Consider the following 22,333-nt stretch of genomic DNA (forward strand, 5'->3'; position numbering starts at 1 on the left):
GTGCTCGGCTCAGTTGAGGTGATCATGGGTGTTTGGTAGCAGTGCCAGCGGACATACCTTGTGGTTTCCCGACTGTGGACGATGACGGTCGCCAGGTCAAGGCCGCCAATCTTCATGCCGGGCTGAAGTTAGCGCGAATATCTTTACTTCGGAGAACGCTTTCCTCATCCTCGGTGGGGGTGTGCTCACCCGCCGACGTCCGGCTCGGGGTCGGCCGGAATCGCGCAGGCAACCGCTCCGGACGGCAGTCGGACGTGCCCCTTGCCCGCGGCGATGCTGATGACGTCCAGTTGGGGCGCGGCGACCGATCAGCTCCTCAACACCGGCGTCGCCTCGTTGAAGACCGACGAGTCCCCGCTCCTGGGCAGCTCTCGCTCGTGCTGGTCGACCAGTTGCTCGGACACCGTGATCCCGGCGGGCACCTCCTCGGTGGGCGGCGGTGGTCAACCGCGCTGGAGCTGGAAGCGCTGGTTGAAGCCGCCGGTGGAGGTCCACTGCGAGATGCGGGCGCCGTCGGCGGTGGAGGCGGACCACACGTCCACCGCGAGGCCGCTGCGCTGATTGACCAGGCTCACCACCCCGCCGCCGTGATCGACCAGCCGCCACAGCTGCTCCGGCGTCCCGGTGTCGCGCTGCTGGGTGATGTCAGCACCGGTGTCGGTGCCCGCGATCTGGAGCACCAGGCCGCTGTGCCGGGCCCGGACGCGGTAGTGGTCCCCGGAGGGCAGGAAGTCGAACTGCTGGTTGAGCCCGCCCGTGCCCGACCACTGGACCAGGGTGGCGCCCGCGGCGGTCGACGCGCCGCTGATGTCGGCCCGCTTGCCGCTGTGCTGCGCCACGAGGTGGTAGTGCACGCCGGGCTCGACCAGCGGCGGCTGTCCCGAGGAGGTCGCGCGGTAGGTGTGGCCCGCCTGACCGGTGAACCGGACCAGGTCGGGTTCGACCTGGTCCGGCCGCACCGGGGTGCCGCTGGTCGTGTCGTGCAGTTCGTAAGTCCCGGTGAACAGCCGACTGCGCACCTCGACCACGCCGTCGCGGTCCGGGGTGACGGACAGCTCCGTGGTCCGGCCGCCGCTCCACGCCGCCCCGACGGTGTGTCCGCCTCGGCCGCGCAGGCCCGTCACCCGCCCGGCGGGCCAGGCGGGGGGCAGCGCGGGCAGCAGGTGCAGCTCACCGTCGTGGCTGTGCAGCAGCATCTCCGCGATCCCCGAGGTGGCCCCGAAGTTGCCGTCGATCTGGAACGGCGGGTGCAGGTCGAACATGTTGGACGCGAGCCGCTCGGGGGTGACCAGGGAGCGGATCAGGTCGTGGGCCCGGCCGCCCTCCTCCAGCCGCGCCCAGAAGTTGATCTTCCAGGCGAGCGACCAGCCGGTGCCCGCGTCACCGCGCAGCTGCAAGGTCCGGCGGGCGGCCTCGAACAGCGCGGGTGTGCGGCGCTTGGTGATCTGGTTGCTCGGGTGCAGGCCGTACAGGTGCGAGACGTGCCGGTGGTTCGGCTCGGTCTCCACCCAGTCGTGCAGCCACTCCATGACGTTGCCCCTGGAGCCGACCCTGGTGGGGGCCAGCCGCCGGGCCGTCGCGCGGACCCGTGCCCTGAAGTCCTCGTCCACGCCCAGCGCTTCCGAGGCGCGGGCGCAGCCCTCGAACAGGTCCCGCAGGATCTGCATGTCCATCGTCGGTCCCGCGCAGATGCTCGCGTTCGCGTGGTGGGGCAGCTCGGGGGAGTTCGACGGGTTGGTGACCAACCACTTCAGGGCGGGTTCCTCCACCAGCGTGTCGAGGAAGAACTGGGCGGCGCCCTTCACCGCGGGGTAGTAGGAGCGCAGGAAGCCGATGTCGCCGGTGAACAGGTAGTGGTCCCAGACCATGGTGGCCAGCCACGCGCCGCCGGTCTGCCACATGCCCCACAGCGCCCCGTCGACCACCGAGGAACCCCGCCAGGCATCGGTGTTGTGGTGGGTGACCCAGCCACCCGCGCCGTACTGGGCCTTCGCGGTGCGAGCACCGGTGACCGCCAGGTCGCTGATCATGCGGAACACCGGCTCGTAGCACTCGGGCAGGTTCGTCGTGTCGGACGGCCAGTAGTTCATCGGCAGGTTGGCGTTGAGCGTGTACTTCGAGTCCCACGACGGGGTCAGCTGGTCGTTCCAGATGCCTTGCAGGTTGGCCGGTTGGGTGCCCGGACGCGACGACGAGATCAACAGGTACCGGCCGTACTGGAACAGCAGCGCGGAGAACTGCGGGTCGGCGGTGCCCGCGTGCCGGGCGATGCGGACGTCGGTCGGCTGGTCGGCCGCCGCCGTGCGCCCGAGATCCAGCGTGACGCGCCCGAACAACCGCTGGTAGTCGGCGACGTGCCGGGCGCGCAGCACGTCGTAGGCCGTGCCCGCCGCGCCACCGAGCCGCCCCCTGGCGATGCCCTGGTAGTCGCCCCCGGTGTTCCGGTAGTCCACGTAGCTGGTGCCGATCGAGATCAGCAGCGTCACGCTGGTGGCGTCGGACACCCGCAGCGCGCCGCCGGAGCTGCTGGTGCTCCCGCCCTCGGCCACCGCCTTGGCCAGCACGAGGAAGCGGACCGCTCCGGCGATGCCCCGGTGGTCGCCGGAGCGGCCGTCCAACGCGATCGTCGTGCCGTCCGGGCTCGACGCCGCCGCCCGCTGCGGAGTGCTGAACGTGGCGGTGAACGAGACCGCCCCCGGCGTCCCGGCCGTCAGGCGCACGGCGATCACCTGGTCCGGCGCGCTGGCGATGACCTCGCGCCGGTGCCGCACGCCGTTCGCCAGGTAGGTCACCACGGACGTGGCGGTGGTCAGGTCGAGCCACCGCTGGTACCCGGAGACCGCGCCGGGGGAGGGGAAGACCAGCCTGAGGTCGCCGACGGTCTGGTACGCCAGCTGGCCCGCCGGGTTGCCCAGCATGGCCTGGTCGACGAGGCCCTGCGCCTGCGCCCACTGGTCGGCGAACACCAGTCGCCTGATCTCCGGCAGGGCGGCGGCGCCCCGCGTGTTGGTGTAGTCGTGCGGACCGCCCGCCCACACGGTGTCCTCGTTGAGCTGCAACCGCTCCGCGTCGACGTTGCCGAAGACCATCGCGCCGAGGCGGCCGTTGCCGACCGGCAGCGCGCGCAGCCAGTCCGTCCCGGCCTGCCCGTCGTACCACAGCGCCAGGTCGTCGACCGCGCGCACCTCCGTTGGCGCGGCCGAGTCCGCGCGCGCCGTCGGCGTCCAGCCGCCCGAGGCCAGCGCGGCACCGGCGCTCGCGGCGCCGAGCTGCACCAGCCGCCTCCGTGGTAAGCCCGTCATCCTGGAACCTCCGAAAAGGACAGTGGTCGCTGCGCCGGTGGCGATCGACGGGACCTCCCAACCGGGCCTGCGGGCAAAGTAGCCGTGCCCGATCCTGGCCGTCAATCACCCGGAGCGGCATATTGTGAGCGCTAACAGCAGAAGTTGCGCTCTGACCTCATCGAACCGTGTTCGACAGCTGAAAATTGGCTTCGGGCGAGTCATCCTGCCTGGTCAGTGCTCCGTTAGCGCTAACAATTTTAGCAACCTTGAGCGTTGACGCCCGGTTTCCCGGTGGTTACCGTGCGAAACGGGCGCGGTTCTCCCGTGTTGTTCCCGGTCCGCCCGTCGACGATGACGAGGGAGACTCTTCTGTGCGACGACATCCATTCGCCATCGGGCGGACAGCAAGCGGGAAGTCCACGAGGGACAGATGGCGCGCCCGCAACCTCCTCGCCGGGAGGGACGGGCGTGGGTCCGCGACAGGGCGCCGTGCCACAGCCGCGGCGGCCACCCTCCTCCTGGTGGCCGCCGCCGCAGTGGCGACGGTGCTCGGCTCCCCGCCACCGGCCTCCGCGCACGCGGTCGACCCCGCCGACTTCCAGCAGGTCGAGCTGGCCCGCGGGGTGGCGGAGGTCGGCGAGCCGATGACGCTCGCCGTCCTGCCGGACCGCTCGGTGCTGCACACCTCCCGCAACGGGACGGTGCGCCGCACCACCGCCGACGGGGTCACCGCCGTGATCGGCTCGGTGCCGGTCTACAGCCACGACGAGGAGGGGTTGCAGGGCATCGGGGTGGATCCCGGCTTCGCCGCCAACCGGTTCGTCTACCTCTTCTACGCCCCGCCCCTGTCCACCCCGGCGGGCGACGCGCCTGCCACCGGAACGGACTTCTCGGCCTGGAAGGGCGTCAACCGGCTGTCCCGGTTCGCCCTGAACGCCGACTTCACGCTCAACACCGCCAGCCAGGTGACCGTGCTGGAGGTCCAGACCGACCGCGGCATGTGCTGCCACGTCGGTGGCGACATCGACTTCGACGCGGCGGGCAACCTCTACCTGTCCACCGGTGACGACTCGAACCCGTTCGACTCCGGCGGCTACACCCCGATCGACGAGCGGACCAACCGCAACCCCGCCTACGACGCGCAGCGCAGCGCGGGCAACACCAACGACCTGCGCGGCAAGGTGCTGCGGATCAAGGTGAACCCCGACGGGTCGTACTCGATCCCGGCGGGCAACCTGTTCCCGGTCGGCACCGCCGGGACCCGGCCGGAGATCTACGCGATGGGGCTGCGCAACCCCTTCCGCTTCAACGTGGACAAGCCGACGGGGGCGATCTACCTCGGCGAGTACGGACCGGACGCGGGCACCGCCACCTCCGCCCGCGGTCCGGCGGGCCTGGTGGAGTTCAACCGGATCACCTCGGCGGGCAACTTCGGCTGGCCCTACTGCGTCGGCACGAACACGACCTCGGAGGCGTACGTGGACTACGCGTTCCCGTCCGGGCCCTCCGGCAGCCGGTTCGACTGCGCCGCCCCGGTGAACAACTCGCCGCGCAACACCGGGTTGACCACCCTGCCCGCCGCGCGGTCGGCGTGGATCAAGTACGACAACTGCTCCTTCGCCGCGTTCGGCTGCGGGTCGGAGTCCCCGATGAGCGCGCCGGTGTACCGGTACGACGCGGCCAACCCCTCGTCGGTCAAGTTCCCGGCCTCGCTGGACGGGCACGTGTTCGCCACCGAGTTCGGGCGGCGCTGGATCAAGACCATCGACGTCAACGCCGATGGCTCGGCCGGGCAGGTCAGCGACTTCCCGTGGCGCGGCACGCAGGTCATGGACGCCGCCTTCGGTCCGGACGGCGCTCTGTACGTCCTGGACTACGGGACCGGCTGGGGCAGCGGCGACGCCAGCTCCGCGCTCTACCGCATCGAGTACAACCCGGCCGGGAACCGCGCGCCGACCGCGCGGGCGAGCGCGGACCGCACGTCCGGCAGCGCACCGCTGGCGGTGGCCTTCTCGTCGGCGGGCTCCTCGGACCCCGAGGGCGGCGCGCTGACCTACTCGTGGGACTTCGGTGACGGCACCACGTCGACCGCGGCCAACCCGAGCCACACCTACACCGCCAACGGTCAGTACTCGGTGACGCTCACCGTGACCGATCCCGGCGGGCGCACGGGCTCGGCAGGCGTGTCGATCTCGGTCGGGAACACGGCCCCGGAGGTCAGGTTGGACGCCCCGGCCAACGGGGCGCTGTTCAGCTTCGGCGACACCGTGCCGTACACGATCACCGCGTCGGACCGGGAGGACGGCGCGATCGACTGCGGCCGGGTGAAGTTGAGCTACGTGCTGGGTCACGACAGCCACGGGCACCCGATCACCACGCGGACCGGTTGCTCGGGGACGATGCGGATCCCGGTGGACGGCGAGCACGACACGGCGGCGAACCTGTTCGCGGTGTTCGACGCCGAGTACACCGACCTCGGGGCCAACGGCCAGCCGCCGGTGACCACGCACACGCAGCACGTCCTGCAATTGCGGCACCGCCAGGCCGAGCACTACTCGACGCAATCCGGCACCGCCCTCTACGACAAGGCGGCGGCGGAGGGCGGGCGCACCGTCGGCGACATCCAGAACGGCGACTGGATCGCGTTCGAGCCGTACGCGCTCGGCGGGGCCAACCGGTTCACCGCCAGGGTGTCCTCCGCGGGTTCCGGCGGCACGCTGTCGGTGCGGGCAGGCTCGCCTGCCGGGCCGGTGCTCGGCACGGTGACCGTGCCGGTGACCGGCGGGTGGGAGACCTTCACCGAGGTGTCCACCACTCTGGCTACCGTGCCCACCGGGACCATCACGCTGTACCTCACCTTCGCAGGCGGCACGGGGACGCTGTTCGACGTCGACGCGTACACGCTCGACACGGCGACCGGAACCGGGGCGGGGCCGATCGTCGGTGTCGCGGGCAAGTGCGTCGATGTCGACGGAGGTAGTTCGGCAGACGGGGCGAAGGTGCAGTTGTGGTCGTGCAACGGTGGTGCGAATCAGCGTTGGGCGGTTGACGGGGTCACGTTGCGGTCGTTGGGCAAGTGCTTGGACGCGGCTGGTTCCGCTGACGGCAGTGTGGTGCGGTTGTGGAGTTGCACCGGTGGTGGTGGGCAGAACTGGGCCGTGGGCGGGAACGGGTCGTTGGTCAACGGGCAGTCGGGCAAGTGCCTGGACGCCGATGGCGGCGGTTCGGCAGATGGCACGCGGTTGATCGTCTGGACCTGCCACGGCGGCGCCAACCAACGCTGGACCCTGCCGTGATCGCCTCCTGGGAGCGTGAGAGATGAGCAACTCGTTCGCACGACGCGCGATCGGCGTGACGGTCGTCGCCTGCACGACCGCCGCACTCGCCTCCGGTCCACCGGCCACGGCCGCCGACGCGCCGTACGACGTGCTGGTCTTCTCCAAAACCGCGGGCTTCCGCCACGACGCGATCCCGACCGGCATCCAGCTGATCCGGGATCTCGGCGCGGCGGGGAACTTCAGGGTGACCGCCACCGAGGACTCGGCCCGCTTCACCGCCGCCGAACTCGCCGGGTACGAGGCGGTGGTGTTCCTCAACACCACCGGCGACGTGCTCAACACCGCCCAGCAGGCCGCGTTCGAGTCCTACGTCCGCGGCGGGGGCGGGTACGTCGGCATCCACTCGGCGTCCGACACCGAGTACGACTGGCCGTTCTACGGCGAACTGGTCGGCACGTACTTCGCCTCCCACCCGGCGATCCAGCAGGCCACGGTCCGGGTGGAGGACCGGGCTCACGCGGCCACCGCGCACCTCGGCCCCGCGTGGACCCGGACCGACGAGTGGTACGACTTCCGCGGCAGCGTCCGGTCCACGGCCCGAGTCCTGGCCACCCTCGACGAGTCGACCTACACCGGCGGCTCGATGGGCGCCGACCACCCGCACACGTGGTGCAAGACGGTCCAAAGCGGACGGTCCTTCTACACCGGCGCCGGCCACACCAAAGCCGGCTACGCCGAGGCGGGTTTCCGCGCGATGGTCCTCGGCGGCATCCGCTACGCGGCAGGCCGGACCAAAGCCGACTGCCGGCCGGAGAACGGCTACACCGCGCTCTACAACGGCTCCACCACCGGCTGGTCGCAGGCCGGGCCGGGCGGCTTCACCAACAGCGACGGCACGCTGACCTCGTTCGGCGGACTGGGGCTGCTGTGGAACAGCGCGCGGGAGTACCGCTCGTACTCGCTCAAGCTGGACTGGCGGATGGCGGGCGACGACAACTCCGGGGTCTTCGTCGGGTTCCCGGCCAGCACCGACCCGAACTCCGCGATGGACAACGGTTACGAGGTGCAGATCGACGCCACCGACACCGCCGACAGGACCACTGGTGCGGTCCACGGCTTCAAGGCCGCAGACCAGGCCGCCCGCGACGCCGCGCTCAACCCGCCCGGCGAGTGGAACACCTTCGAGCTGCTGGTGGAAGGCGAACGCCTGCGCGTGTTCCTCAACGGCGCGCAGATCAACGACTTCACCAACACCGACCCGGTCCGATCCCTGGCCTCCGGGCACATCGGCATCCAGAACCACGGCGATGGCGACGACGTGTCGTTCCGCAACATCAGGATCAGGGAACTGAGTGGCACCACTCCCCGCACCGGGCCGATCGTCGGTGTCGCGGGCAAGTGCGTCGATGTCGACGGAGGTAGTTCGGCAGACGGGGCGAAGGTGCAGTTGTGGTCGTGCAACGGTGGTGCGAATCAGCGTTGGGCGGTTGACGGGGTCACGTTGCGGTCGTTGGGCAAGTGCTTGGACGCGGCTGGTTCCGCTGACGGCAGTGTGGTGCGGTTGTGGAGTTGCACCGGTGGTGGTGGGCAGAACTGGGCCGTGGGCGGGAACGGGTCGTTGGTCAACGGGCAGTCGGGCAAGTGCCTGGACGCCGATGGCGGCGGTTCGGCAGATGGCACGCGGTTGATCGTCTGGACCTGCCACGGCGGCGCCAACCAACGCTGGAACCCGCCCTGAACCGAAGGAACGTTCGACGAGAACCAGCGGTGGGGTTCCCGCGTTCGCGGGTCGTCAGCGGGTGCTGTCGATGGTGGTCCGGTCGACGGTCCAGGCGCGCGCCTGCTCGCTGAGGGTGATGCCCAGTCCGGGGCGGTCCGACAGGTGCATCCGCCCGCCGCTGGTCTCCAGTCGCTCGTTGAACAGCGGGTGCAGCCAGTCGAAGTGCTCCACCCACGGCTCCAGCGGGTAGGCGGCGGCCAGGTGCACGTGGATCTCCATGGCGAAGTGCGGTGCGATCGGCAGGTGGCGGTGCTCGGCCAGGGCGGCCAGCTTGAGGAACTGGGTGATGCCGCCGATGCGCGGCGCGTCGGGCTGCAGGACGTCCACCGCGTCGTGGCGGATCAGCTCGTAGTGCTCGGCGACGCTGGTCAGCATTTCGCCGGTGGCGACGGCGGTGTCCAGCGACCGCGCCAACCGCGCGTGGCCCTCGGTGTCGTAGGCGTCCAGCGGCTCCTCGATCCAGACCAGGTCGAACTCCTCCAGCGCCCGGCAGAGCCGCATCGCGGTGGGCCGGTCCCACTGCTGGTTGGCGTCGACCATCAGCGGCACCGCGTCGCCGATGTGCTCGCGCACGGCGGCCACCCGGCGCAGGTCCTCGGCCCAGTCCGGCCTGCCCACCTTGATCTTGACGCCGCCCACGCCGGACTCCAGCGCGCGGGTGGCGTTGTCCTTGACCTGCTCGACCGACTCGTGCAGGAAGCCGCCGGAGGTGTTGTAGCAGCGCACCGAATCGCGGTGCGCGGCCAGCAGCTTGGCCAGCGGCAGGCCCGCCCGCTTGGCCTTGAGGTCCCACAGCGCCACGTCGATGGCGGCCAACGCCTGGGTGGAGGCGCCGCTGCGGCCCACCGACGCGCCCGCCCACACCAGCTTGGTCCACAGCCTGCCGATGTCGCTGGGGTCCTCGCCGACCAGGTCGGGGGCCACCTCGCGGGCGTGGGCGAACTGGGCCGGGCCGCCCGCGCGCTTGGCGTAGCTGAAGCCCACCCCCTCCAGGCCCGCCTCGGTGCGGATCTCGGCGAACAGGAAGGCGACCTCGGTCATCGGCCGCTGCCTGCCGGTGAGCACCTTGGCGTCGCTGACGCCCGTGGGCAGGGGCAGGGTCACCGACGACAGGGCCACCGAGGTGATCCGGTCGAGCACGGCGGTCATGGCACTCCGTTCGCGGGATCGGGGGCAGCGGACGAGGCGCGGTTTCCCGGGGGCTTCCCAGGGGCGAACCGCAGGCCCGACGCCGGGTGGCGCGTGGTCACGGTCATACCGGAAGCGGCCCGAGGGACGTGGGCCGGGTCCGCACGACGTCACCACCGCCCTCCGGGCCGCATCGGACGGACCGTCGGGACATGATCGGTCGACCGTGCTGGTTCGCGTAGGCTGCCGTCGTGGCTGTGGGTGGGCGCGCGGGTGGTGAGGTGCGGGTTTCCCGGATCGCGGACCTGGCCGGGGTGTCCGCCTCGACCGTGTCGAAGGTGATCCACGGGCGGCCGGGCGTCTCCGACGGCACGCGCAGGCGCATCGAGGAGTTGATCCGCGAGCACGGCTTCCAGAAGAACGAGAAGTTCGAGGCGGTCCCGATCGTCGAGGTGGTCTTCCAGTCGTTGGACAGCCTGTGGGCCTTGGAGATCATCCGCGGTGTCGAGGAGGCGGTCCGCCCCAGCGGGCTGGCGGTGACCCTGACGGAGATGCAGGGCGGCCACACCCCGGAGAGCGCGTGGGCGCGGCAGATGCTGGCCCGCAGGCCGGTCGGGGTGATCGCGGTCTCCGCGGAGTTCAGCGAGGCCCAGTTGGCCCAGCTCGGCAGCCGCTCCATCCCGCTGGTCGCGCTGGACCCCACCGGTGAGCCGACCCACTCGATCCCGTCGGTGGGCGCGACGAACTGGAACGGCGGCCTGGTCGCCACCCGGCACCTGGTCGGGCTCGGCCACCGGCGCGTCGCCATGGTCAACGGTCCGCCGGAGTTCCTGTGCTGCCGGGCCCGCCTCGACGGCTACCGCGCGGCCCTCGACGCGGCAGGCGTGCCGCAGGACCGCAAGCTCGTGCGGACCGCGCCCCTCTACCACGACGGCGGCCGCGCCGCCGCCCGCGAGCTGCTGCGCCTGCCCAACCGGCCCACCGCCGTGTTCGCCGCCAACGACCTGCAAGCCCTGGGCGTCTACGACGCCGCCCGCGAGGCGGGGCTGCGCGTCCCGCACGACCTGAGCGTGGTCGGCTTCGACGACCTGGCGTTCACCCAGTGGTCCGATCCACCGCTGACCACCGTGCGGCAGCCGTTGCGGCGGATGGGGGCGGAGGCCGCCGGGATGCTGCTGACCCTGGCGGCGGGCGGTGAGCCGGACAACGACCGCGTCGAGTTGCCGACGAAGCTCGTCGTCCGAGGCAGCACCGCACCGCCGCCCGCGTGATCGCCGACGCCCCGGTGTCGGCGACCCGCACCGGTCGGCCGACGTAGTCGGTCAGGTCGGGTCCGACGGTGTGCTGGGGGAGGTCGTGCCTGCGGGGGCGCTCGGTCCGGACTTCTCCGCGGCCCACGCCGACAGCCATGCCAGCGCGGCGTTCCAGTTCAGCGCCACTTCGTTGACCGACCAGGCGTTGATGTCGTCCAGGTAGCACTTCTGGGGCTTGCAGCCCGCCAACCGCTCCTGGGCGACCGGGTCCTGGAGGTCGGTGTTCGGGCCGCCCGCGAGCAGGCCGGCGGGCGGGATCGGCAGCGACGGGTCGAGCTGGTTGGCCCAGAACCGGTGGTGCGAGTTGCGGGTGGCGCGCTCCCCGTAACCGGTCACGTAGGAGTGGTTGAACGGGTTGCGACCGAACAGGTAGTCCAACGTCTGGTAGACGCCCGTCCGGTATTTCGCCTGGCCGGTGAAGTCGTGCGCCAGCGCCAGCACGTTGGCCGCGTTGGCGACCACGCCGTTGGAGCCCCAGTAGTAGCCGCCCGCCGGAGCCGGGTAGCCCTGCGTCGCGGCCTGACCGAGCAGCCGGTCGCCGTAGGCGGCGAACGCGGCACGGGTGGCCGCCACGTCCGCGGCGGGCAACCCGTTGGGCACCAGCGCCAACGTCGTGTCGCCCAGGCCCGCGGTCCACCACCAGTCGAACCCGCCCTGCTCGAAACCCCTGCCGCGGAACATCGACGACCCGACCACGTCGGCGCGGTAGCTGTCGGAACCGGTGGTGGTGAACAGTTCCGCTGCGGCCCAGTAGAACTCGTCGGTGACGTTGTTGTCGACGTAGGTGCCGCCGCCGTTGCCGTCGTTGGGATCGGCGTAGCGCGTCGGGTTGGCCTTGGCCGCGGTGTAGGCGCGCCGCGCCGCGGTCAGGGCGCGGGAGGCGAAGTCCGGGTCGATGGTCTTCCACACCCGTGCGGCCTGCGCGGCCGCGGCGGCCAGGTTCAGCGTCGAGGCGGTGGTCACGGCCGAGAGCAGACGCGGTTGCGGGTCCTGGTCGGGGCGCAGCGGCAGGCCGGTCCAGTTCTCGTCGCTGACCTTGTGCCGCACCATCCCCGCGTCCGCCCGGCCCTCGGGGACCTGCATCCTCATCAGGAATTCGACACCCCACCGGGCCTCGTCGAGGATGTCGGGCACACCGTTGCCGCGCTCGGGGATCGCCAGCTTCCCGTCGCCCAGGGCCGCCCGGTCCGCGCCGTTCACGTACAGCGTGCGCTCGTACTCGTTGACCAGTTGCCACGCGGCGATACCGGTGTCCACACCGTACTTGCCGTGGTCGCCCGCGTCGTACCAACCACCCCGCACATCGGAGGTGTAACCGCACGACACCCGGCACGGCACCCCGTTGTCACCCCTGTTCGGGGCGACGTTGAGGTGTCCGGCAGGCCGCGCGTACCGGTCGCCCACGTATTGGGCCTGGATCGGTGTGCCGCTGCGCTGGTGGTAGAAGAACGCCAAGGCGTCGTAGCGCAGGCGCTTGAGCGGATCGGCGGAGATGTCGAACGGGTTGCTGTTCGCCCCGGCCACCGACAACACGTAACCCGTGCCCGGCGTGTCGAACGACGAGAAGTCCACGACGTGCACGCTGTCACCGGACGACGAGTCCGGACCGCGCACGCTCGTCCGCCCCGAGGCAACGCTCGTCCCCGAGGCGTCGCGTAACGACCATTCCACGGGCACCCCCGAGCCGTTGACCACCGTGGCCTGCTTCGGCAGTCCCGGCACGTAGGCCACCTGGTTGACCTTCACCGCAGGACCGGTGTCGGGGGCCGCCAGCACGGCGGGCGGGGTCAGGGCCGCGGCGACCAGCACCGAGGCCGTCGTGACCGCCACCCGCCGGGGGAGCCGCTGATGAGTGCGCACGGGCAGATCCTCCTTCGGATCATGCCACCCTGGCCGAAAACTTCTCGATCCAGAACGACAGTGTTGCGGACCGGGAGCGCTCCCAGACGAGCGCTTGCGGCTCACATACTGTCCTGCTAGCGACTACCTGGTCAACGTTCGTTGTCCGCAGAGAAATTTTCTCAGAGGTTCTGTGCCGCGTTGCCTGCAACATGAAGCCGACTGGAAGCGAGAGGGATGCACGCCATGATCAAGAGAATGCGGGTGATCACGCCGCCGGTCCCGTGGACAGGTGCAGGAGCTCGTAAGTCTCCGCCTCGCCGACCTCCGGTGATCGGGTCAGGAGGGTGAACGCGCACAGCGACCAGGTGGTGACGTCCACGGCGAGCACCGCGGAGTGGACTTCCGGCCCCAGACCCGCCCTCAGCTCGGAGATCGCCGCGGGGACGGCTTCCTCGGGCACCGCGCGCCCTGGCAGCGGTGTGGTCGTCCTGCTGGCCCAGCGCGGTGCGTGGTGCCGTGACGGGCCGTCCAGCACCGCGGCCACGGTCCAGTCCTGGACGGCGGGCCGTCCGAAGGAGGCGACGATCCCGGCGAACCCGGCGCCGCCCCACAGGAAGCGCCGCATTCCCTCGATGTCGTCCCAGACGTAGAAGGGCGCGTACTCGTTGGTCGGCTCGCCCCGACGCCGCTCCCTGATCAAGTAGGCCTTGAACCTCAGACCGGGGAACCGGTCCATGGCCGACCCGCGACGCTCGACCCGGTCGCGGATGATCCCCATGTCGTAGTCGGCGGGCAGGTTTATCCGGTACTGCATCGCGTACACGAGCGTGTTCCCCTTCAGCTGTCGTGCGGCAGGCCGGTCAACCGACCATCGCGCCACGCAGGAGCTGGACCGCCCCGGTGATCGCCTGGTCGAAGGGCTCCGTGCTGCCCGCCGCCCTGGCCAGCACGTAGCCGCCCTGGACGGTCGAGGCCACGCAGGACGCGGTGGCGCGAGGGTCCAGGTCAGCGCGCAACTCGCCCGCCGCCTGCGCGTCGGCGATCAGCCCGGCGAGCCTGTCCACCAGCCACGCCAGCGTCTCGCTCACGGGTTGCCGCAGACGGTCCGAGGTCAGCACGTCGGCGTCGGCGGTCATCCGGCCGATCCGGCATCCGCGCAGGCTGTCGCGCTCCCTGGTCAGGTACCGCTCGATCCGCTCCGCTGGCGAACCCTCCCCGTCGAGGATCGCGGCGGCCTCCTCGCGCAACTGCTCGGCGCTGCCCCGCAGGGCTTCGGCCGCCAGGTCCTCCTTGCCCGCGAAGTGGTGGTAGAGGCTGCCCTGACCGGCGCGCGCCGCCTTCATGATCGCGTTCGGGCTGGTCGCGGCGTACCCGCGCTGCCACAGCAGCTCCCTGGTGGCGTCCAGCAACCGCTGTCGGGTGTCCATGGGGGCGACTGTACATACTAGTTGTTACAGGCACAACGGTGACGCGTGCTCGCCCGTGGTCGGGGCTCGCCGGTGTCCGGACCGCGGTCTTTATGATTGGATTTTTCTGTGGAGTAACTTTACGCCGGAACCCGTTGATTCGAAAGATGTCCACCTCCGCTGTGTCGGCAACAGCAGCCTGCGGTGGTGGAATAATTTCGCGAATGTGTGCGTAATGGTCGTTCATCGGGATCGGGGGATCATGGAGTTCCGCCTGCTCGGCGATATCGAAGCGCACCTCGACGGTCGGCCCGCTGACCTCGGTCACCTGCAACGACGTTGGGTGCTGGCAGTCCTGCTGATGGAACCCGACCGAGTCGTCGGGGTGCAGCGGTTGGTGGCGCGGGTGTGGGCGCACCGGCGTTTGTCGCACAATCCCCGAGCTGCGGTGCGGCAAAATGTGGCAGTGCTCCGGAAAGCGCTTTCCGAGAATGTTGTGATAAGACGCCGGAATCTGGGGTGCCGGCTGGTGGCGCCACCGGAAGCGGTGGATTTGCACCGCTTCGACCAGCTCGTCCGCCAGGCACGTGCCGTGGACGACGACCACGCGGCCGCGTTGTTCGAGCGCGCCCTCGGGTTGTGGCGGGGCCAGCCGACGCGCTGGCGCACTACCAGCGGCTCCGACAGCGGCTGGCCGAGGAATTGGACAGCGACCCCGGACAGCCGCTGCGACGCCTGCACCAGCAAATCCTCACCACTGACCCGGCGCTGGCGCGCCCCCGGCCGTGAAGCGGGCGGTCCACGTCCCGCGCCGCGCCAGCTCCCCGCCCGGCTGTTCACCGGTTGATCCCGCGAACTCGCCGCCCTGGACGAGCACTCCTTGGACGAGCACTCCGGGGCGGTCGGCGCGATGCCGATCTCGGTGATCACCGGGCCGGGCGGCATCGGCAAGACCTGGCTGGCGCTGCGCTGGGCGCACCACCACCTCGACCGCTTCCCCGACGGCCAGCTGTACGTCGACCTGCGCGGGTTCGACCCCGGTGGCCACCCTCGGCGTCAGCCGGCCGCCACCCCGCCGGAGCCGGACGCGCAGGCGGCGCTGTACCGCAGCCTGCTCGCGGACAGGCGAGTGCTGGTCGTGCTGGACAACGCCCGTGACAGAGCCCAGGTCACCCCGCTGCTGCCGGGCAGCCCGACCTGCGCGGTGCTGGGCATCAGCCGACACCGGGGCGGACTGCCCGGGCCGTGCTGTCCTGGTCGCACCACGCGATGTCGCAGGCGGCCGCGACCGCGTTCGGGTTGCTGGGGCTGGCGCCGGGGGAGGACATCGGCGTGCCCGCCGCGGCGAGCCTGCTCGCGCTGTCCGGCGCGGATACCCGCTGCGTGCTGCGCGAACTCGAGGACGGGCACCTCCTGCGGCAGCACCTCCCCGGTCGTTACCGGATGCACGACCTGGTCCGCCTGTACGCCGTCGACCGCGCCGACCATGATCACCCGGAAGCGGTCCGCACGAGCGCGGTGCGTCGCGTCGCGGACTTCTACCTGCACACGGCGTTCGCGGCTGATGAGCTGCTGCAACCGCTGCTCCCGCCGGTCGATGCCGGGGAGCCTGCCGACGGCTGCCGCCCCCTCGGGTTGCTCGACCGCGCCGCCGCCCTCGAGTGGTTCACCGCCGGGCACGCCAACCCGCTGACCGCCCAGGACCTGGCCGCCGCGCGGGGCTGGGCGGACTCGGTCACCGGCTGGCCTGGCTGCTGACCACGTTCTCCTACCGGCAGGGCCGGTTCCACGCGGCGCTGGCCGCGTGGCGGCCGGGCACGCCGCCACCGAGCAGCTCGACCACCCGATCAGCCGGGCGGGCGCCCACCAGCTGCTCGGCGCTATCTCCGCCGAACTGGGCAGGCCCGCCGAGGCGCTGCGGCACCTGGTCCACGCCGAGCGGGTCGGCGATCTGGCCGCGCAGGCGTACGCGCACCACACCCTGGGCTGGTTCTGGTCCCTTCCAGGTGATGCCCGGCGGGCGCTGGACCACGCGGCCCGAGCCCGACGCCTGTGCCGCCGCACCCGGATGCCCGCCGGGGAAACCCGCCAGCTCACCGTCACCGCCTGGTACCACGCCCAGCTGGGCGACTACGCGCGAGCCCGCGCCTACTGCGAACTCGTGCCGGAGATGGCGCGCCGCCACCGGTGCACCGAGGACGAGGCGCTGGCGATGGGCATCCTCGGCTACGCCGCCCAGCGCACCGGCAGGCACGCCGCGGCCGTCGACTGGTGCGGGCGCTCCCGGACCCTGCTGCGCCGAGCGGGCAGCACCTACTTCGAAGCCGACGTCCTGGACCTCCTCAGGCGCGGCGCGGACAGCCGCGCCTGCGGCCCGGTGGGATCAGCGGGCGGGGTCACGGCCAGACCTGCCACCACTGGTCGCAGTAGCCGTCGACGCAGTCGTACTGCACGACCTTGGCCCCGTTGCCGCCGTCCGGCGCGGCGACGCACCGGTCGGTGCGCTGGTTGCGGATGCGGTAGTAGTCGGGGGCGGCGTCGATGGGCTCGAACCGCCAGTACTGGTCGGTGACGTCGGTGTAGCAGTCGTAGTGGATCAACGGCTTGCCGTTGCGGTTGTCCGCCGAGTTCACGGCGAGGCACTTGTGGTGGAGATTGTTGATCAGGTTCTGGTAGGCCAGGGTTGATCCCCCGCGCCACCGGCCGCTGCGCGGTCGCGGCGGGTGCCAGGAGCAGCGCTGCCGCCGCTGCCGCGACCAACGCCAGGGGCTTCCGCAACCAGGTGCTCATCCATCCTCCATGAACCGGGCCGGTCCGTCCCGCACAGCTTCGCCACCGGCGCGTGCGCATTCCTTCCGCGCCGCACAAGTTGCCTGGGCACTCCGGCGATCGGCGAGGCGTGGCGGTCGGACGACCGGAGTCAGGTCGCACGGTGGTGGGGGACAACCGCCAGGGCGTCGGTGCGTTGTTGTTCGTTGACCGGGGTGCGGGCGTGGAGGAACTCTTCACCCAGGCCGCCGGTGCGCAGCGCTGGGGCGGTCGTACTCCCATCCCACCGCCGGCGGACCGTCCTCTCGCCTCAGCCCCCTGGATTGAGCAGGTGAATGGACCCGCGGGCATTCGTTCTCCGCGTAGGGGCGACGGTCGAGGATTTCCGGGTCAAGCGGACCGCTGATTTCGGGCAGGGCGCGACGAGGGGCGGTCCGCGTGTCGAAGCCAGTTTGCGCGCCGATGCCTCATGATCGGGGAACGGGGGAGTCGCGACGCACTGCCCTTCGGTCGCCTGGAAGTGGGGCGTGCGGATGAGCGTGCGCTATCAGTGCGATCTGATTTGACTCCATTTCCTGAATCGGTGGACCAGTTGTTCGGCGCTACCACGGCGGTGTGGAGACGTCAAGGAAGCGTAACTGCCCTCATGTGCCAATCTTCACGAGCGACTGCCCTGGGAAAAGTCTCGATTAGCCCAGTCGGTCGAACGCCCCGGCTACGCTGTGGAGATCGGGTTGACACAACCGGACATGCCGACTACCACTGATAGCGGATGGATTTGTCTTGCGATGATCTGACGGGCAGTCGGTGCCATGCGACTCCCACCGCTGCGAGAACCGACTGGGAGCGAACCGAGTGTATTCTGCACCCTTGTCCCGCGATCGTCGCTTCATGCTGCTGCGGTTCCAACAGGCCGCTGGTGACGTGAGATCCGCTATTAACGTACCGGTGTCGCCAATGGTTGCTGTGATCGTGCTGCACGTCCCGGCGTTCCAGGCTGTTGTCCTCATCGCGTCGGGAACGCCCGCGAGCGTTCTGATCGCGTTACCGGCAGGTGTGCTGGTCGACCGACCGCCAAAGCGTGCGGTCATGATCCGCCACGACGTCGCGCCCTTCCCGGTCGCCGAGGACCGGTCAAGTCGAGGCGGACGCCGAACTGGGCACGACGCTGTCGACCGAGGTGGTGCCGGGTCCCGCGCTGGGCGGCGTCCTCGTCGGGACAATCGGTGGTGTCGGAGTGCGGATGGTGGACACGTCGTCGTTCCTGGTCAGCGCCACGACCTTCGGTGCGGTCCGAGCGGTCGCCGGACCGGCGGGCACGACAGGCGCCGCACCGGCCTGTCGGGGCATCGAGCCGGGGCCTGCCCTCGTTCCTCAGGGCAGGCCCTTCAGCGGGATCACCGCGGGTGCCTGCGGTGTGCTCGGCGGGATCGTGGCGGAATGGACCACCCGTCAGGGTGGTGCGGCACGAATGCCCCGGGTGTTCGTCCTCGGCCTCGTTCTCTGCGCGGCCGGCGTCCCCGCGCGCTTCGTGATCGGCGTGATCTGGAGCGCCATGCCGGTCGGGTGGCCTATTGGGCGGCGTGTTCGGCGACGCTGTGGGAGCACGTGTGGCGATGGCCGGGCTGCGCGGGCGTCCGGGTCCCAGGGCGTGTTCTCGCCATTGCGCGGCCGGCGGGACTTCAGAGGACCGGTCGGTGCTCGCTCACCTCCCCGGCAGTCGGGACCGGTCGGCGGAACGTGGTTCAGGCGAGCTTGCCTGTAGACCTGGATTTTCGGGCAGGTGTCGGTCTGAGGTGAGGCCGCGGTCGGCCTGCCGGAAGATTTCGGCACCGTGGACCTCCGCCGGCGGACGGGAATTGCCCGGAGAGATCTTGCTCGGGCCGATTGGTCACCTGTCAGGAGCTTCGCCATGCCTCCGCCACGACCGCAACCCGTACGGCCGGGCTGGAAGGACTCGGCAGCTCGTTGTCGCCTCGGGGGAGTCCTGCTCCTGGCCGGGACCGGTGCCACTGCCGACGTGGTGGTCGATATTGATGCGGAGCACGATCGGACAGGCGTGTTCGGATTTCGTCGCGAACGGATGTCGAGCACCCCTCCTCCAGGAAATATTTCGGTCATCAGCAACGGGAGAGGGTTGAAGTCCGATGAAGAGGCGGCGACCGAACCGGAAGTCTGTCGGGAGTTTCTGCGGCGGCGATCCCGAACCCGATCCACCAGGGGACTCCAGGGCCTTCGCGCCGCGGTCCGTGCACAAGATCGACCTCAACCTGCTCGTTCCGCTCCAGGCGCTGCTCGTCGAGGTGAACGTCACCCGTGCGGCGGAACGCACGAATGTCGGCCAGCCGGCCATGAGCGCCTCGCTGGCCAAACTGCGGCGGCATTTCAACGACCCACTGCTGGTGCGCGATGGTCGGAACATGAGATTGACCCGCTTCGCGGAGTCGTTGTTGGAACCGGTCAGCCGCGCCCTCGGCTCCATGTACGATGTGATGGACCAGCACGTCACCTTTGACCCGAGTCGACTTCGACGCAGATTCACGATCGTTACCAGCGATTACGTCACAATCGTATTGATAAAGCCGTTCCTGCAATCCGTGCTGAGGATGCGACCGCACGTCGCCGTCAGAATAGTGAACGCCAGTGATCGGATCACCACGCTCGCGCGCCGTGCGGAATTTGATCTGCTCATCGCTCCGTCACATCTGATGCCGCCCGGGATGCTGGGTTACCAGAGTCGTGACCTGTTCGCCGACCGACTCGTCGCCGTCGCCGACAAGAACAACATCGCACTCGGTGATCGGGTGAGTATCGACGAGTTGGTCCGGCTTCCCTTCGTCGACTCGATGGCGGGGGTGAAACTGCTGGACGGGCAGTCGCCCGCGGTTGCGGCCATCGCCACTGTCAACTTCAGCGCTGCGCTGAACCTGATAATGGGCACGCCGATGGTGACGCTGATCCAATCGCGGCTGTACGAGTTGATCGGTCCGCAGTGCGGACTGCGCGCCGTGCCCCTCCAAGGAGGGTGGCAGTTCGCCGAAACCATGTACTGGCACCCGAAGTTCACCGCTGATCCGGCTCACACCTGGCTGCGCGAAGAACTGGGCGATGCCGCTGCGGCTCTCGGATAAAAGCTCGCGCTCGCTCGAAGCGTTTCGGGTCGTCCTGACTCGGCGGACCGGAGCCCACCGGGCCGACCGACTTCCTGAGACGGTGGTAAAAATTCGGGTGGAATGAGGGTCGTTGGCCGGCCGACGCTCGGTTGCGGAGGTCCTGCAGGAGTGCGGTTGTCTCGACCAAGTGCGGGTCGAGGTCGGGCGGAGCATTCTGGTCGATGCCTGCGCGGGAGCGCGGAACTTCTGTCGCCGGTCCGGGCACAGCCCTCGCATCTCAGTGCGCGCAGGCGGTACGAACCCGTGGCCTCCCTGCTCTGCTGATCCACCGGTAGCTCGGCGAGTTCCACTCGGCGATCAGTTCGGAATGGTTGCGCGTATCGACTTCACCGGTGCCGCGAAGTACTCCGAGATCACGGTGCGGGTGCGGAGGTCCTGACCGGTGATGACCGAGTGGTGCGAGGCCGAGGTCCGGCGGCAGTCGCCCGAAGGCCTGTTGCCCGAGCCGCGCGCCGCGGACCCGCTGGACCGACCGCCGCAAGCGCGGTTCCCGACACCATCTGGTCACCGGCGCCACCGGTGTCCCCTCGGCTGTCACCCCGATCTCTTCGCCTGATCAGCGGCCTGTGCCGACTCCGCGTCGCACCGAACGCCGAGCCGACCTCCACCAGGTGATCCTGCCTTGCCATCACTGGAAGTGATGCGTGGGATCATCTAATCCGACTTTCACAAGCACTGCCATGGAGCTAGTTTCATGTTGAAAGTACTTCCGGAAGCATTGAGGAAACTTAAACGCTCCGCAAGGGGAATCGTTTCTGGCGATCGACGGGTGGGTGGTTCGCATTTATGCGTTCCCCTGAGCCGCTGGTCGGCGGAACGTGCTGTGCGGGATTTCGCCACTACCTGCGCGTGGTGAAGTCCTGACCGCTGGACCTCAGTACGCGGCCGCGGGTTCGCCGCTGCGACACCGGCTGTGCGCGGGGGAACGCCACCACATGTCTTGGAGAATCGCGGTGGGCGTTCCGGACATCCATCGGAAGCTGGGAGAACTGCGGTATGCTGCCTCAAGGCGTCGCGGTGGGCGAGGCCGTTCGTGTTTTCACGGGATCCGTCTGCCCGGTTCCTGTTCTCGGTGAACGTTTCCAGGCGTGCGGGTGCGTCCGTCGACCGAGCGGGGGGACTTGTTCGGCTCTGACGTCCGGGCCGGAGGCGCCGAGTTCATCGTGGACGGCCTGTGACATCACGAGTTGGTCTGCGGCACAAGGAAGTCACTGGCACGGTGGAGCGCGGCATGACCGTGATCGGCGCAGGCGGCACCGGTCCCTTACGCGCGGCCGAAATCGGCCTGTTCGAGATGATCGGCAGCGGCCGGGTGTTCGAGTGGTACCGCGATATGATCTCCACGGGCGGCGCGGCGGTCCCGCGTCCGGCACCGCGTCCCGTCATCTGGCCGACCGTCATCTGGCCGACCGTCATCTGGCCGACCGTCATCTGGCCGACCGTTGTCGGATGACCCTGTCGGCCGCGTTACGAGTGACGTCGTGGCTGCACGGTGCCTGGCGGACGCTGTTGTTCCCATCGGCTGACCGACCGCATCCGAGTGTCGCCGCCACGCACGGTCAGTGGCTTGAACCTGTTCGCGCAGTGGTGGCTGGCGCCGATCTTCCCGCTCGCACCACTGCCGTCCTTTGTGACGGGCTCGCGGAGTCGATCACGTCGGCCACGGCCTGGTCGGCACTCCCGTGGTGGACTTCGCCTCGTACTGGCGCAACGACCCCATCGGTTCAGGGGGCATGGGATTCGGGTCACCTTGGAAGCTCAGGCACGAGGTGGGCTACGTCGCGCCGGTTGTCCCGCTCGGGATGGTGCTGAGCGCGACGACCACGACGGCTACCGCTGCGCCGGACGCCGGTTGCCGCCCGCGGTCATGAGGGTGGAGTACGAGGCCGATGGCATGTCGGCGGTGATCGGCTCGCTGCGGCCTCTCGTCGGCGTGCGGCAGGTGGTGAACGTCGGCGGCAACGGCACGTACGCGGAGCAGTTGGTGCGGTGGGGGTACATCGCGGTGCCGTCTGGCGACGGGCTGTCCCCGGACGGCACCGCGAGCCGTGGTGCCTGCTCGTCAGCGGCTGCGGCCCACTGGTGGAGCGGCCCGCGGGCCGCTTCGTCCTGGCGCGACCGCCTCCTGATCCCGCGCCGCAGGGGTGAGTGGTGGAACGGGGGAGAACTCATGAGATTCGGCTGCTGACCGCAGGCCGAGCCCGCGCGGGATCGTGCGGAAGGGAGGCGGCGCACTCCCTGGTTGCGATGTCGAACCGGTGGATGAGTGGTGACGCGGCCGATCTGCCGCGTTCTTCGCAGTGCTCACACACGGGCTCTCCGGCGCGCGGGGCGGAGGTTTCGATCCATGTGCGCCGCCG

Annotated in this window: 16 protein-coding genes; 7 read left to right on the plus strand and 9 right to left on the minus strand. The window is 70.0% G+C overall.

Annotated features, from left to right (window positions below; all coding sequences use genetic code 11):
* Window positions 1–443 precede the first annotated feature (443 nt).
* Window positions 444–3,302 (minus strand): glycosyl hydrolase family 95 catalytic domain-containing protein, encoded by a 2,859-nt coding sequence (locus tag JOF41_RS10945; RefSeq protein WP_209618266.1) that lies wholly within the window; start codon window positions 3,300–3,302, stop codon window positions 444–446.
* A gap of 503 nt (window positions 3,303–3,805) precedes the next feature.
* On the opposite strand from JOF41_RS10945, the gene JOF41_RS37725 reads away from it, so the two are divergent.
* A complete protein-coding gene (locus JOF41_RS37725; protein ID WP_209618269.1) occupies window positions 3,806–6,580 on the plus strand; it encodes a PQQ-dependent sugar dehydrogenase in 2,775 nt (924 codons plus the stop codon).
* A gap of 22 nt (window positions 6,581–6,602) precedes the next feature.
* A complete protein-coding gene (locus JOF41_RS10955) occupies window positions 6,603–8,300 on the plus strand; it encodes a ThuA domain-containing protein (protein ID WP_209618271.1) in 1,698 nt (565 codons plus the stop codon).
* Between the two features lie 54 nt (window positions 8,301–8,354).
* On the opposite strand, the gene JOF41_RS10960 is transcribed toward JOF41_RS10955, so the two are convergent.
* Window positions 8,355–9,491, minus strand: coding sequence for an L-talarate/galactarate dehydratase (locus JOF41_RS10960; RefSeq protein WP_209618274.1), 1,137 nt, complete (start codon window positions 9,489–9,491; stop codon window positions 8,355–8,357).
* Between the two features lie 230 nt (window positions 9,492–9,721).
* On the opposite strand from JOF41_RS10960, the gene JOF41_RS10965 reads away from it, so the two are divergent.
* The gene (locus tag JOF41_RS10965; protein WP_229795700.1) at window positions 9,722–10,741 is read left to right on the plus strand and encodes a LacI family DNA-binding transcriptional regulator; all 1,020 of its coding nucleotides are present in this window, start codon (window positions 9,722–9,724) and stop codon (window positions 10,739–10,741) included.
* 51 nt (window positions 10,742–10,792) lie between these two features.
* Here the strand turns inward: JOF41_RS10965 and JOF41_RS10970 are convergent, their stop codons facing one another.
* The 3 genes from JOF41_RS10970 to JOF41_RS10980 form a co-directional block, all read right to left on the minus strand.
* Window positions 10,793–12,643: a glycoside hydrolase family 9 protein gene (locus JOF41_RS10970; RefSeq protein ID WP_307867367.1), complete on the minus strand. Its 1,851-nt coding sequence runs from the start codon at window positions 12,641–12,643 to the stop codon at window positions 10,793–10,795.
* A gap of 247 nt (window positions 12,644–12,890) precedes the next feature.
* Window positions 12,891–13,439 (minus strand): DUF4865 family protein, encoded by a 549-nt coding sequence (locus JOF41_RS10975; protein ID WP_244989559.1) that lies wholly within the window; start codon window positions 13,437–13,439, stop codon window positions 12,891–12,893.
* Between the two features lie 46 nt (window positions 13,440–13,485).
* The gene (locus JOF41_RS10980; protein WP_189223866.1) at window positions 13,486–14,052 is read right to left on the minus strand and encodes a TetR/AcrR family transcriptional regulator; all 567 of its coding nucleotides are present in this window, start codon (window positions 14,050–14,052) and stop codon (window positions 13,486–13,488) included.
* A 618-nt stretch (window positions 14,053–14,670) separates the two neighbouring features.
* Between JOF41_RS10980 and JOF41_RS38595 the strand changes: the two genes are divergently transcribed.
* A complete protein-coding gene (locus JOF41_RS38595) occupies window positions 14,671–14,820 on the plus strand; it encodes a BTAD domain-containing putative transcriptional regulator (protein WP_209618281.1) in 150 nt (49 codons plus the stop codon).
* A gap of 267 nt (window positions 14,821–15,087) precedes the next feature.
* Here JOF41_RS38595 and JOF41_RS10990 read toward each other — a convergent pair whose 3' ends face one another.
* Window positions 15,088–15,246, minus strand: coding sequence for a hypothetical protein (locus tag JOF41_RS10990; RefSeq protein WP_209618284.1), 159 nt, complete (start codon window positions 15,244–15,246; stop codon window positions 15,088–15,090).
* Between the two features lie 30 nt (window positions 15,247–15,276).
* Between JOF41_RS10990 and JOF41_RS10995 the strand changes: the two genes are divergently transcribed.
* Window positions 15,277–15,789: a hypothetical protein gene (locus tag JOF41_RS10995; RefSeq protein ID WP_209618287.1), complete on the plus strand. Its 513-nt coding sequence runs from the start codon at window positions 15,277–15,279 to the stop codon at window positions 15,787–15,789.
* A 10-nt stretch (window positions 15,790–15,799) separates the two neighbouring features.
* Here the strand turns inward: JOF41_RS10995 and JOF41_RS11000 are convergent, their stop codons facing one another.
* Together JOF41_RS11000 and JOF41_RS11005 are read right to left on the minus strand one after the other, a co-directional pair.
* Window positions 15,800–16,006 (minus strand): hypothetical protein, encoded by a 207-nt coding sequence (locus JOF41_RS11000; RefSeq protein WP_209618290.1) that lies wholly within the window; start codon window positions 16,004–16,006, stop codon window positions 15,800–15,802.
* Window positions 16,007–16,427: 421 nt separating this feature from the next.
* Entirely contained in the window at window positions 16,428–16,712 is a 285-nt protein-coding gene (locus JOF41_RS11005; RefSeq protein ID WP_307867703.1) for an RICIN domain-containing protein, read from the minus strand.
* 2,337 nt (window positions 16,713–19,049) lie between these two features.
* On the opposite strand from JOF41_RS11005, the gene JOF41_RS11010 reads away from it, so the two are divergent.
* Entirely contained in the window at window positions 19,050–19,931 is an 882-nt protein-coding gene (locus JOF41_RS11010; RefSeq protein WP_209618296.1) for a LysR family transcriptional regulator, read from the plus strand.
* Window positions 19,932–21,147: 1,216 nt separating this feature from the next.
* Window positions 21,148–21,426, plus strand: a complete 279-nt coding sequence (locus tag JOF41_RS11015; protein ID WP_307867368.1) for a TfuA-like protein — start codon at window positions 21,148–21,150, stop codon at window positions 21,424–21,426.
* Between the two features lie 377 nt (window positions 21,427–21,803).
* Here the strand turns inward: JOF41_RS11015 and JOF41_RS11020 are convergent, their stop codons facing one another.
* Window positions 21,804–22,145, minus strand: a complete 342-nt coding sequence (locus JOF41_RS11020; protein ID WP_209618302.1) for a hypothetical protein — start codon at window positions 22,143–22,145, stop codon at window positions 21,804–21,806.
* Window positions 22,146–22,333 lie beyond the last annotated feature (188 nt).

Source organism: Saccharothrix coeruleofusca (assembly GCF_017876325.1).
Lineage (GTDB): Bacteria > Actinomycetota > Actinomycetes > Mycobacteriales > Pseudonocardiaceae > Actinosynnema > Actinosynnema coeruleofuscum.